This is a genomic window from Acinetobacter sp. AG3 (genome assembly GCF_022343575.1).
GTDB classification, from domain to species: domain Bacteria; phylum Pseudomonadota; class Gammaproteobacteria; order Pseudomonadales; family Moraxellaceae; genus Acinetobacter; species Acinetobacter guillouiae.
Map to the genome: position 1 here is coordinate 4,171,643 of NZ_JAKQZD010000001.1, position 12,094 is coordinate 4,183,736.

The window sequence follows — 12,094 nt, forward strand, 5'->3', positions numbered from 1 at the left end:
AATATCCAAACACGAAGGTAAATTGAAAAAGCTCAAAAAAAAGCTTAAAAAACAAAAGTAATTTCGATTACACATCCTAAGCTTGAACTTTGATAAAAGTGGCTTAAAAAAAGCGGCATTATTTACATAATGCCGCTTTTTGCATTTTCGAAGGGATTAAGCTAAAGCTCTATCTAACAAGCGTTTTACATCTACAGCTTGTGCATCTAACATTCCGACCACGCATCCATAAAACGCACTATAACGTGTTGCAATAAAAGCATCCGCAACAAAATCTGGTGCATGTTGTTTCAGTAAGATAGCCTGTGCCAAGATGACCAAGCGACTGACTAAGCTACGTGCCATAAATTGCAATTCATCTGCTTGTAAGCCACTAAATAATTTAAATAAAGCTTGTAATTCATCTTGTAAAATTGAATCTTGAGCTGCAACTTGTGCAAATGATTTAAATAAGACTTCAATTGATTCACGGTCACGTTGAATTGCACGTAATACATCCAAACACATCACATTACCAGAGCCTTCCCAAATAGTATTTACAGGGGCTTCTTTAAAAATACGCGCCATGATTCCTGTATCGACATAACCATTGCCACCGAAGACTTCCATCATCTCACCCGTCAACTCCACAGTACGCTTACACACCCAGAACTTTGCAGCGGGCGTCATGATTCGTCTCCATGCCAGAGATAATTCATCATCACTCTCATAGCAATGCGCAAGATGAAAACTCAATTGCATGGCTGCTTCTGTTTCCAAGGCTAAATCCGCCAATACCGCTTGCATCAACGGTTGTTCCGCCAAATGTTTACCAAAGGCCTTACGCTGACGGGTATAGGCAATACATTGCACCAAAGCCTGACGTAACATCGCACTTGAACCGACTGAACAGGTCAAACGTGTATAGTTTGCCATTTCAATAATCGTGGGAATCCCGCGCCCAGCTTCACCGATCATAATGCCCCAAGCATTTTTAAATTCAACTTCTGAGCTTGAATTACTGCGATTACCCACTTTATCTTTGAGTCGTTGTACTTGAACCGGATTTTTTGTCCCATCTTCCAGCCAACGTGGTACAAAAAAGCAGGCCAATCCATCTTGTTCAGTTTTTGCCACGACTAAATGTGCATCACACATTGGTGCAGAAAAGAACCATTTATGCCCTGTCAGTAAATATGCTTGCCCACGTCCTGACTCAGCTACAGGAACAGCCCGTGTTTCGTTGGCGCGCACATCTGACCCGCCCTGCTTTTCCGTCATCCCCATACCTAACCAAATTGATTTTTTCTGAGAAATCGGAATGTCACGTTCATCGTATTCAGTCGATAAGAGCTTTTCACCAACTTTTGCCCACAACTCAGGTTCATTTTGAATTAAGGGAATACTACCTAGCGTCATAGAATTAGGGCATAGATTGCCACACTCGACTTGTCCACTCAGGAAAAATCGAGCCGCCCAATCGACCCATTTTGAACTTGATTGTGAATGATTAAATGGATGTGCGTGTGTGTCAAATTGTCGATTTAGCCGCATCCATTTATGCCATGCAGGATGAAATTCTAGAAAATCTTTACGGCGACCACGAGCATCAAAACTATGTAATTCAGGAGTATGTCGATTGGCCAAATCGGCATATTCATAATATTCAGTAGAACCCGCAATCTTTGAAAACTCAGTTAGGCGTTGCTGATCCTGACTGCCATAACGTTGCAAAATTTCTTGTAAGACTTGATCTGTAGTCAATAAATTATAATTTTGCAGTTCGTCAAACTGATTGCTGATTTCATGTGTTTGCCAATTCTCTGCTGTGTTCATCCTGAATTCCTGTCTTGTTGTTTTTACCAATTGCATTCAGTATAGAAGAAAATACCTTCAAGGATGTTCGGATTATTTTTATGGCTTTACCTGCAATCAATGTGCGTCGTAAACCCCGCCAATCAAGGGCACGTATCACGCAAGAAGCGTTGATGGAAAGTTTTGTTCGGCTTTTACATGACCATCCTGCCAATAAAATTACCATTCGTGAAATTACCGATCTTGCTGGTGTGGGTTTAGGGACGTTCTATGAGTATTTTTCTAAAAAGGAAGATTTGATTGCTTTAACTATTCACCAACATGTAAAAAGCAATGCAGAAGTCTTAAAAAGTTATGCACAAAGCGTGTATGACTTATCCACAAAATCAGATTTTCAAAGCTATTTACAGCAAATCATTCATTTTCAACTTGAGCAAATTCAAGCACAACAATTTTTATGGGCCCAGTCTTTCTTATTAGAACGACAGGTTTCCAGTATTGAAACATATCAAAAAAGTTATGCCATGATGGTAGAGATGTGGCAAAACATGCTGAAACCTTTTATTCAGGATGATGAACAACTTAAACAGATGAGTCTAAATGTACAACGAATTTGCTATGGTTTTGTCTCGCAGACATTGTTGATTGAACCTGAGTTTAAGGATTGGAAAGTTTTGGAGGCTGATATGGTTCAGCTGCTCATCAAGTTACTTTAATTTTACATAACGCCTAGTATGTTGGTTTTTAAATAATATCTTGCCTATGAAAGAACGCTTTCTTTAAAAAAGTAATAAAATAAGCCAGTCTAGTCTCGTTTAAACTTCTTGAAAAAAATGAAAGAGCCAGAACAAATTAACAGAGAATCATCAAAACTTAGTCGTTCATCTTACTATTGCGCAATACTTAATATTTTTATTATTGCGGCAAGCATTTTTTATTCTATTTATATAGCAAGTCAGTCTTGTAAATTTACTAATATTTGTGAAAGACCACTATATGAACTTTTGTTTGTAAGTGCTGCTTTTCTCTGTACCTGTATTAGTTTAATCGGGCTTTCTCTCGCATACCTTAGTTCAAATACTGAGGAAAATGCAGATCTACATTACCGTAATTTAGGAATGGCATGGAATCGTAATATTTTATTTTTATCAATGCTTTATATTGCATTTATTGTGATAATGTTACTTACATAGACCTTATTGGTTGGGCTGTTTTTCAGTGGAAATTATTTAAATAAACCAGTTGGATAAACTGTTATTTTGCATATATAAAACCCAACTTAAGCAAAATTAAGGCATGGATTTTGGAATATAAGATAATTGAGTGAAGATCTTATTTGGCTTTTAACTTTATAATTTCTTTTTTTAACTTAAAACTATCACCATTATTCACAGGCAAGGCTTTTGTGAATGTTACTTGATATAAATCACGAGAAACTTTGATTATCTCTATAGATTGCACAGAAAAATCAGTTGGACATATCGCGCGTGAACCACTGGAAGCACATAAATTTAAAGGATTTTTATCAAATACTCTTTTACCATTGATAGAAATAGACATAAGAGGATAATCTAGTAAGCCTAACATTCCCTGAGTATTGGCATTATAGAAGCCACTTTCAACAACTAATTTTATAGCCCCACATTGGTGTATAGATTTTTTGCTTCCTAATCGTGTAATGTTTCCCTCGGAATCTTCTTTACTAATCAATAATGAATCCACATCAATATTATATTCTTTAAAATCTTTTAAAAATGATCCTTGTTGTTTAGCAGAAAAATAGAAATTTGATTTTTTATCATTGCAATAATAATGGATTCTTCCATCACTAATGTATTGTAATTCTTCTGCATAGACATGAAGTGCCGTAAGATAGCATGCTATACATAGAAAAAATAATTTAATTTTACGCATATAAATTTCCGCAAAAAGTAGGTCTGAATTATTTCTTTTTTGGTGCATCATTGAGCATGATGTAGCCATTCTGTGCATTTACAAACATTCTAGCGTCCATATTTCTACGATTTTGAACTCCTCGAGACCACATCCTGTTTGATGTATTGAAATGGTTTCTTAAATATTTAGGTACTTCACTATATTTTCCACTATTTAGTAAATCAACTAATGCAACCTTATTTGTGCCAGCAGGCTGTTTATTACCATTTTCATCGTATAAAGTTGATGCTGTGCCAGACAATGCACCTTTTCCTCCATTAAAACAGAGGTCAATAATTGCATCCATTTCATATTGATGCAGAGGAACATTGACTATCTGGTTGAGAGTGTTGCCACCATTTAGACCAACATCTTCATCTTTCAGTTTAAGCATCTGTTCCATTGATAGTGGTTGTGGGTATTCACCACCAGCTTTAAATCGACCATTTTTTATTTCTGAGTCTTTAATTTTATGCCCAATTCCAATTGTATTATTCCCACCTTCAGGAGAGGGATATTCTCTTGGTATAGCCCCTTCAGCTTTAATCATAGCTTGTCGTAATGTGTCTGATATCTTCCAAGGCTTTTTTAATCTATTTGTTTTTCCTTCAGTTATTGCATTCGATGTTAAGTTGCTCTTAGCCGTTGCAATTAATACGTTACCGTGATCATTTGCATTGTTTAAATTATTGCCAATATAGACCTTAATAACAGAGGTGGATCAGGAAATTTGAACAACACTTATAAGTGATATTTTGCTCCCCAAATGATGTTATAAACATCAATATATGGAGTATTTTATGGCACGTAGACCAAGAAGAAATCATTCAAATGATTTTAAAGCTAAGGTAGCACTTGCTGCGATTAAAGCAGAAAAAACACTTGCTGAATTGAGTGCTGAATTTGATGTTCATCAAAACCAAATTATCGACTGGAAAAATCAACTGATTTCAGCTTCCTCGCAAGCTTTCGATCAATCAAAAGCTCCAACAGAACCACCCATCGATCTAAAAAAACTACATGCAAAAATCGGTGAGCAGGCATTAGAAATTGATTTTTTAGAAGGTGTGTTGAAGAAACTGGGCCGCTTCAACCACAAAAGTTAATCGATGACTCACTTCAGATTTCAGTATCTAAGCAAGCTCAGCTGCTGAAAGTCTCCCGTGGTTGTTATTACTATCGCCCAAAACCTGTGAGTGCATCAGATCTGAAGCTGATGCGGTGTATGGATGAGTTACATATGCAATACCCTTTTGCAGGTAGCCGTATGATGCGTGATTTGTTGAATCGTCAAGGACATCATATAGGACGACGTCATACACGTACTTTAATGAAGAAAATGGGCATTAATGCGTTATATTGCAAACCAAATTTAAGCCAGGCTAATCAAGCTCACCGCAAATATCCATATCTGCTCAAAGGATTGGCTATTCAGCGCAGTAATCAAGTGTGGTCTACGGATATAACGTATATCCCTATGGCAAAAGGCTTTGTTTATTTATGTGCTGTGATTGATTGGCATAGCCGCAAGGTACTTGCGCATAGAGTATCGATTAGTATGGAGGTTACATTTTGCATAGAAACATTAAATGAAGCTATTGAAAAATATGGTCGACCTGAAATATTTAATACAGACCAAGGCAGTCAGTTTACCAGTGATGCATTTATTGATGTATTGAAATCAAATGGCATTCAAATCAGTATGGATGGTAAAGGTCGATGGGTTGATAATGTGATGGTTGAACGATTATGGCGGAGCGTTAAATATGAAGAGGTGTATCTCAAAGCCTACAGCAATGTTTTGGATGCGAAGAAGCAATTAAACGCATATTTTGAATTTTATAATTTGAAACGACCTCATTCGAGTCTGGACAAAATGACTCCAGATGAGTTTTACTATGACCAGCTACCACAACAAAATAAGGTAGCTTAACTAGAGCAGAGTATCACTTATAAATAAGCTTTTAGTTGTTCAAACATGTGGGACCACCTCTCTATTTTAGATATACCATCAACTTCATATGTGTAAGGCATTTTAGTTAGAAGTTTATTTTGACCATCTTTAAGAAGAAAGATCATGTTATAACTACCAACTACTAAGTTATTAGTTAAATTTTGTTGAGAGTTAGTATGCTGAAAATTAGAAGCAAGGGAACGTAAACTAGAACCCTGACTATCCCCCACAACATGATCCTGCTTTGGTAAAATTTTTGCCCCACAAGTGAGTTGATCACCAACATAAGCAACAGCTTTACCATCAAAAATAATATGATCGTGACTTTTAATAATTTTCGACCAACACTTACATTTAGGACAAAAATGCCCATCACCAGCAACTAAAAACAAGCTCCCCATTTGAGAAGCGCTCATTTGAGTTGCCCTAATAATTCCACCATGATCAGTCATAGAGTGATCTATCGCAAAACCTTTAGCCATGATTTTCCCCTTTAGAAATTAATCATGATTCAAAAAGTCTTTAGGAATTGCTCGATCCGCATATAAACGGAATACAAAACTTGATTGTAGACTTTCGATAATTTCATCACCATTTTCCAAACGGCTTCCAACAAGCGCTACCTCAAAACCTTCGATTTTTCCTTCCTCACCAGCACCTGAAATGATTTTAGAGCGTGAACCATCTTGATAAATGGCTTCATCCCCTACTGCTGCAATAAGGTGGTCTTCTGCTTTCACTCGTTGATTAATTCTTGCTTTAACTAACCCACCATTTTTAGTTTTGGAGCCATGTGTTGCTGCTAAAAAATTCTTATGAGGTTGTTTATTTATAAATTCTTGTTCAGCCAATATACGCTGTTGAATTTCGTCAGTAGACAATTTCAATATCTCATCTTGAGAAAGTTGCGATAAAAAAAGCTTATGATTCATGGTTACACTCCATACTTATCTTGTTGTTTGTTTTATAAAAAGAAAATAGTTGAGCCATATTTCGAATGATAAAATTGAGAATATTTGGCAAATAAATTCTTGTTTTAGTAAAAAACCTCTAACCCTTGCAACTTAGAGAGGGAGGCATTTAATTTTTAGATACATATGTTTGTTTATATTAGTAAAAATAGTTAAATAAAATTTAATATACATTGTAGTAAATAAACACAGTATAGTTTATACGAAATTTAATAAAAAACTAGATCTATCTACTCAAAACTTTCTATATAGGCTTTCAGCGTCGTAAAAAATGCGCTCAAGCAGTTTTATATAAAATCACTTACTTCACACCACGCAAAGTTATGTTCCCCCATTAATCGCTAAAACAAATCAATAATAATATTTTTATCAATTTCACAAATATAAAAAATCACTCTAAAGTAAAGTTATCGCTTTAAAACATTGCTCGCTCTTCCTTAAACAACAGTATTTTAAAGCAGATAAAGACCGGTAAGTTGTTTCTAAAAATAAATGACAAATCATTTATTTTTAGATCAATTAGATTTAACAATTGTTCACTATATTGGTTTTTCAATTACGGTTAATGTCATGTAATAGCGAATATTCTTTATCTATTCCATCTATTCAAAAATGAATACATGATTAATTAAAAATGGAGAAATAGAATGAGCCAAGACTCAAAAAAATGTCCTGTAACCCACCTGACAACGGCTTTTGGCGCACCTGTTGTAGACAACCAAAATAGTTTAACGGCAGGCGCACGTGGTCCTCTACTGGCACAAGATTTATGGTTAAACGAGAAACTGGCCAACTTTGTACGCGAGGTGATTCCTGAGCGCAGAATGCATGCAAAAGGTTCAGGTGCTTTTGGTACATTTACCGTAACTCACGATATTACCCAGTACACACGCGCTAAAATCTTCTCACAGATTGGTAAACAAACAGAAATGTTTGCACGCTTCACCACTGTAGCTGGTGAACGTGGTGCAGCAGATGCAGAACGCGATATTCGAGGCTTTGCACTTAAGTTCTATACCGAAGAAGGTAACTGGGATCTCGTTGGAAACAACACTCCCGTCTTTTTCATGCGTGATCCACGTAAATTCCCAGATTTAAATAAAGCCGTAAAACGCGACCCTAAAACCAATCTACGTAGTGCAACCAACAACTGGGATTTTTGGACGTTATTACCTGAAGCTTTGCATCAGGTGACAATTGTGATGTCTGATCGTGGTATTCCAAAAAGCTTCCGCCATATGCATGGTTTTGGTAGTCATACGTACAGCTTTATCAATGCAAACAATGAACGTTTTTGGGTCAAATTTCATTTCCGCACCCAACAAGGCATTGAAAATTTAACCGATGCTGAAGCGGAAGCGGTTGTTGCTAAAGACCGCGAAAGTAATCAACGTGATTTATTTGATTCGATTGAAAATGGTAACTTCCCAAAATGGAAGCTCCAAATTCAAGTCATGCCTGAAACAGATGCAGAAAAAGTCCCTTATCATCCATTTGACCTGACCAAAGTTTGGCCTCATGCAGATTATCCACTGATTGATGTGGGTGAGTTTGAGCTGAATAAAAATCCTGAAAACTTCTTCCTTGATGTAGAGCAATCGGCTTTCGCACCAAGTAACTTAGTTCCAGGTATCAGTGTTTCACCTGACCGTATGTTGCAAGCGCGATTATTTAACTATGCCGATGCTCAACGCTACCGTTTGGGTGTGAATTATCAACAAATTCCTGTCAATGCTGCACGTTGCCCTGTTCATTCTAATCACCGTGATGGTCAAGGTCGTGTCGATGCAAACTATGGCGGTTTACCACACTATGAACCGAATAGTTTTAGCCAATGGCAGGAACAAGCTCAGTTTAAAGAACCACCATTAAAAATCAGTGGTGATGCAGATCATTGGGATTTCCGCCAAGATGATTCGGATTATTTCAGCCAACCACGCGCTTTATTCAATTTAATGAATGATACGCAAAAACAAGCACTGTTTGATAATACGGCGGGTGCGATGGGTGATGCACTTGATTTTATTAAGTATCGTCATATCCGTAACTGTTATGCATGTGACCCCGCCTATGGTGAAGGCGTGGCAAAAGCCTTGGGCTTAACTGTTGCAGATGCACAAGCTGCACGCGATAGCGATCCTGGTAAAGGTCATCCTGGTTTTCAATAAGCCTAGCTCAATATAAAGTCATTCAATAGAAACCGCCTTCGGGCGGTTTTTTATTTTGTGTAAATACACTATATTGAAGAAACTCCCAATCGCGAGTAAAGCCATGCAACAGAAAATTGAAGCGATAATTCAACAACATGACATCATTTTATTTGATGAAATCTGTGTGTTATGTAATGGCTGGGCAAAGTTTTTAATCAAATATGATACACAGGCACAATTTAAATTAACTTCGGTGCAATCACCTTTAGGGCAAGACATCTTAAGACATTACCAAATGCCCACAGAGCAATTTGATAGCATGTTGGTGATCAAAAATGGGTTATGGGATACCCAAATTTATCCGAGATTTTCTATACCGCCGAGTCGCTTTAAATCGCTATCGTTTATTTGGTACAACTAAACAGTGTTTACTACCTTCATCTGAAAATAAAAAACATTTCTTGGAACATAGCATTGATGCAAAATTTTAAAGCACTTCAGAATGCCCTATTGACCATTCATATTTCACTGGCTGTCTTATGGTTCTATCAGGGGCTCATCCCTAAAATCATATATAAAGTCATCGAAGAGCAACAATTTTGGCAATTTACAGGGATTCAATTGTTGCCCATTCCTAGACTTATTGAACTCTCAGGATTTGGAGAAATAATATTTGGTGGATTATTTCTTATTTTTAGACAATCAAAGCTTCTGCATTATTTAAATATCATCGCGATGCTGTTGTTTTTACTGGTTGTCGCGATCGTTTATCCACACTATTTTGCGCAGGGTTTTAATCCTTTCATCATGAATACCGCAATGGCTGCACTGTCTATTGTCGCAATTCAACTTCTCAATGCTCAAAAAGCCGAATAAACTTACATTCGCACATTTGTACCAAACTGCTCTTTCCATCCTTTGGTTTCAGTGGCAATTTGCTTGGCAAGTTTGCTTTTCACTTCTTGAATTAAGCGCGCCCGTTCCTGTCCATGCACAAATCGACCTTTATAATCACTTTGCATGGTTTGAATATATTCACTCAGTGCACGTTGTTGTTGCTTGGTTTTTGGAGCGGTATGCAAAAATTGAAGGTATTCCTCATCTGGGTTTGTGCTAAGCGGATCACCCAAAATATCTTCAACATATAGTACAGCACTGACTAATTTCACTTTACCCTTTGCATCCACAGTATAGGTTTGTTTACGCACACCATAAGGATAGGTCCAGAGTCCCTGCCGATCACCCGAAGCCCAGTAGCTATAAAAAATAATATTGTTTTCTTTGATCTCATAATCACCCAATTCAATCTGGAGAATACTACAGTCACCCGTGGTTGAATAAATTGTATGCGTGAGCAACTTTTGATTATTTCGATATAATTCAATATCTTTACGTAAAGAATCAGCTTCTTCTTCATTCATCACTGTTTTCAACTCAAAATTATTTTGATTAATTTGTATATTTTGAGTCTCAGCAAAAGCTGTACTGGATAATGCCAGTAACATCAATAAAGTTTGGATTATTTTCATTATTCATCTCCCTTGATTTTTCAATCAGGAATCAACACTATTTTTTAGTTTGGGTAAATACACCCTAATCCTGACACAGCTTTTGCAAAACTGGAAGTATTTCACCGGCCTGACTAAAAGGTTGTGTTTGACGATAATGCTCGACCTTTTTAACCAGTTTATAGTTTTTATCGTCCTGACTTTTAAACTGCTCAAGTCGTGTAAATGTCCGATCCTTACACAATACTTGATAATAATTAATCGTGTATTGTCTTTTTGGGTTCACACTTTTAACCCAAGCTTGAATAAGCTGATTACCATCAGATATTGTGGTGATACTTTCAAAAAATTGAGTATTTGAATTTTGATGAATTAATTTCCATTCATCACCCGTTTCCAAATCATATTTTTCATTGAGAGGTTTAATACTCTCTGTATCATCTGCTGCTGGACTATCTTCGGCTGTTGCCATAGTCATTTGATCTCCATCAGCACAAGGCGCATTTGAAACACAATCCGCCTTAGCCGCTTGAGTTAGGTCTATAGATTTTGCAGCGACTGAAGTCATCACCAAACAAAATAACAAAGTACTGGATAAGATTTTTATCATTTTTAGTGTTCTCAATTTTTATGGCTCAATAAGGGCCCACTACACCACCAATTTACGACCTTCACGGATACAGTAGAATGGATTAACCATTTTTGATGAATTCTTCATGGCCTTTTGTAAATCCTGCTCAGGCTGTTCCCGCGCTTCATCCGTCAATTGGAAAGTACGGTAATGAATTGCCAAAGAGCGTTTGGCTTGTAAATCTAAATGCGCCTGAAAAGCATCTTGTGGATTCATGTGCATATATTTCATTAACGCTCTTGGTTCATACGCACCGATTGGCAATAACGCAATTCGCGGTGAGCCTAAACGTTTTTGAATTTCTTTAAAATGCGGTGAATACCCTGTATCGCCAGCAAAGAAGAAATGACCATGTTGCGATACCACAGAAAAACCACCCCACAATGCAATATTCTGATCACGTAAACCACGACCCGAACCATGCTGTGCAGGGGTATAAATAATTTTTAAGTTTTTAAATAATGCAGATTGCCACCAGTCCATCTCAATCACATGGAACTCTTTAGGCAAGTAACAGGCATTGCCCAAACCTGTATAGATTGGCATAGCAAATTTGTTGTGTAGCCATCTTAAAGAGGCTAAATCCATATGGTCATAGTGATTATGACTGAGTAAAACTGCATGAATCTCTGGCAATTGCTCTAAAGCAATTCCAGCAGGAATCACCCGTTTTGGTCCACGCCCATGTTTCGGACTAACATAATCGGCCCAAACAGGATCAGTTAAAAAGTTATAGGGACCAATTTGAACCAGTACAGTCGCATGACTCACAAACCAGATTTGCCAATCATGCTCATCAGCATCTGGTCGATTCTGAGGTAATACACGTTTTGCCGCATAGAATTCTGATGATTCTTTTTGAGTATCCACATTCCAAGTATATGATTTTCGGGTACCCAGCCATTTCATCAAATCCCAACGGCTACGCCCTTGTGGTTTACGTATTTCATTAAAGAACCGTTCACCATTATGCTGATTTGAACCAATCACACTAAATACAGGTTTATACCATGTATGTGACAGACAATTTTCAGTATCAATTCGATAATGCAATTGTTGAACTTGCTGAGATGGAACAGTCTTATTTTGCATTGTGTTGTCTTGTACCGTTGTATCTTCAAGACGGACCATTGGCTCTTGTTTCGACATGA

At 37.1% G+C, this 12,094-nt stretch carries 12 protein-coding genes and 1 pseudogene; 5 read left to right on the forward strand and 8 right to left on the reverse strand.

The window, feature by feature from the left end:
* Positions 1-156 precede the first annotated feature (156 nt).
* The gene (locus L3V46_RS19435; RefSeq protein ID WP_239046532.1) at positions 157-1,815 is read right to left on the reverse strand and encodes an acyl-CoA dehydrogenase family protein; all 1,659 of its coding nucleotides are present in this window, start codon (positions 1,813-1,815) and stop codon (positions 157-159) included.
* An 80-nt stretch (positions 1,816-1,895) separates the two neighbouring features.
* Between L3V46_RS19435 and L3V46_RS19440 the strand changes: the two genes are divergently transcribed.
* Positions 1,896-2,510: a TetR/AcrR family transcriptional regulator gene (locus L3V46_RS19440; protein WP_239046533.1), complete on the forward strand. Its 615-nt coding sequence runs from the start codon at positions 1,896-1,898 to the stop codon at positions 2,508-2,510.
* Positions 2,511-3,126: 616 nt separating this feature from the next.
* Here L3V46_RS19440 and L3V46_RS19445 read toward each other — a convergent pair.
* Together L3V46_RS19445 and L3V46_RS19450 are read right to left on the reverse strand one after the other, a co-directional pair.
* Entirely contained in the window at positions 3,127-3,708 is a 582-nt protein-coding gene (locus L3V46_RS19445) for a hypothetical protein (protein ID WP_239046534.1), read from the reverse strand.
* A 28-nt stretch (positions 3,709-3,736) separates the two neighbouring features.
* The gene (locus L3V46_RS19450) at positions 3,737-4,279 is read right to left on the reverse strand and encodes a hypothetical protein (RefSeq protein WP_239046535.1); all 543 of its coding nucleotides are present in this window, start codon (positions 4,277-4,279) and stop codon (positions 3,737-3,739) included.
* A gap of 250 nt (positions 4,280-4,529) precedes the next feature.
* Between L3V46_RS19450 and L3V46_RS19455 the strand changes: the two genes are divergently transcribed.
* A protein-coding gene (locus L3V46_RS19455; protein WP_223235881.1) for an IS3 family transposase occupies positions 4,530-5,662 on the forward strand; the annotation gives its coding sequence in 2 pieces (ribosomal slippage) (positions 4,530-4,782 and positions 4,782-5,662; 1,134 coding nt in all).
* 17 nt (positions 5,663-5,679) lie between these two features.
* Here L3V46_RS19455 and L3V46_RS19460 read toward each other — a convergent pair.
* Positions 5,680-6,165 (reverse strand): PAAR domain-containing protein, encoded by a 486-nt coding sequence (locus tag L3V46_RS19460; protein ID WP_239046536.1) that lies wholly within the window; start codon positions 6,163-6,165, stop codon positions 5,680-5,682.
* An 18-nt stretch (positions 6,166-6,183) separates the two neighbouring features.
* Entirely contained in the window at positions 6,184-6,615 is a 432-nt protein-coding gene (locus L3V46_RS19465; protein ID WP_209828118.1) for a PAAR domain-containing protein, read from the reverse strand.
* A 686-nt stretch (positions 6,616-7,301) separates the two neighbouring features.
* On the opposite strand from L3V46_RS19465, the gene L3V46_RS19470 reads away from it, so the two are divergent.
* The 3 genes and pseudogenes from L3V46_RS19470 to L3V46_RS19480 all read left to right on the forward strand — a co-directional run bounded on the left by L3V46_RS19470 (position 7,302) and on the right by L3V46_RS19480 (position 9,680).
* Positions 7,302-8,822, forward strand: a complete 1,521-nt coding sequence (locus L3V46_RS19470; protein WP_239046537.1) for a catalase — start codon at positions 7,302-7,304, stop codon at positions 8,820-8,822.
* Positions 8,823-8,925: 103 nt separating this feature from the next.
* A pseudogene (locus L3V46_RS19475) lies at positions 8,926-9,295 on the forward strand (DCC1-like thiol-disulfide oxidoreductase family protein).
* A complete protein-coding gene (locus L3V46_RS19480) occupies positions 9,282-9,680 on the forward strand; it encodes a DoxX-like family protein (RefSeq protein ID WP_034611610.1) in 399 nt (132 codons plus the stop codon). The pseudogene L3V46_RS19475 and the gene L3V46_RS19480 overlap by 14 nt, the downstream one beginning before the upstream one ends.
* 2 nt (positions 9,681-9,682) lie before the next feature.
* On the opposite strand, the gene L3V46_RS19485 is transcribed toward L3V46_RS19480, so the two are convergent.
* The 3 genes from L3V46_RS19485 to L3V46_RS19495 form a co-directional block, all read right to left on the reverse strand.
* On the reverse strand, positions 9,683-10,333 hold the full coding sequence (locus L3V46_RS19485) for a hypothetical protein (protein ID WP_239046538.1): 651 nt from the start codon (positions 10,331-10,333) through the stop codon (positions 9,683-9,685).
* 64 nt (positions 10,334-10,397) lie between these two features.
* On the reverse strand, positions 10,398-10,922 hold the full coding sequence (locus L3V46_RS19490) for a hypothetical protein (RefSeq protein WP_239046539.1): 525 nt from the start codon (positions 10,920-10,922) through the stop codon (positions 10,398-10,400).
* A gap of 39 nt (positions 10,923-10,961) precedes the next feature.
* Complete coding sequence (locus L3V46_RS19495) at positions 10,962-12,092, reverse strand: MBL fold metallo-hydrolase (RefSeq protein WP_004718147.1); 1,131 nt, start codon at positions 12,090-12,092, stop codon at positions 10,962-10,964.
* Positions 12,093-12,094 lie beyond the last annotated feature (2 nt).

Coding starts and splice junctions, on each gene's coding strand:
- L3V46_RS19435 (WP_239046532.1), bottom strand. CDS start 1,815: ATGAACACAGCAGAGAATTGGCAAACACATGAAATCAGCAATCAGTTT.
- L3V46_RS19440 (WP_239046533.1), top strand. CDS start 1,896: ATGGCTTTACCTGCAATCAATGTGCGTCGTAAACCCCGCCAATCAAGG.
- L3V46_RS19445 (WP_239046534.1), bottom strand. CDS start 3,708: ATGCGTAAAATTAAATTATTTTTTCTATGTATAGCATGCTATCTTACG.
- L3V46_RS19450 (WP_239046535.1), bottom strand. CDS start 4,279: ATGATTAAAGCTGAAGGGGCTATACCAAGAGAATATCCCTCTCCTGAA.
- L3V46_RS19460 (WP_239046536.1), bottom strand. CDS start 6,165: ATGGCTAAAGGTTTTGCGATAGATCACTCTATGACTGATCATGGTGGA.
- L3V46_RS19465 (WP_209828118.1), bottom strand. CDS start 6,615: ATGAATCATAAGCTTTTTTTATCGCAACTTTCTCAAGATGAGATATTG.
- L3V46_RS19470 (WP_239046537.1), top strand. CDS start 7,302: ATGAGCCAAGACTCAAAAAAATGTCCTGTAACCCACCTGACAACGGCT.
- L3V46_RS19480 (WP_034611610.1), top strand. CDS start 9,282: ATGCAAAATTTTAAAGCACTTCAGAATGCCCTATTGACCATTCATATT.
- L3V46_RS19485 (WP_239046538.1), bottom strand. CDS start 10,333: ATGAAAATAATCCAAACTTTATTGATGTTACTGGCATTATCCAGTACA.
- L3V46_RS19490 (WP_239046539.1), bottom strand. CDS start 10,922: ATGATAAAAATCTTATCCAGTACTTTGTTATTTTGTTTGGTGATGACT.
- L3V46_RS19495 (WP_004718147.1), bottom strand. CDS start 12,092: ATGTCGAAACAAGAGCCAATGGTCCGTCTTGAAGATACAACGGTACAA.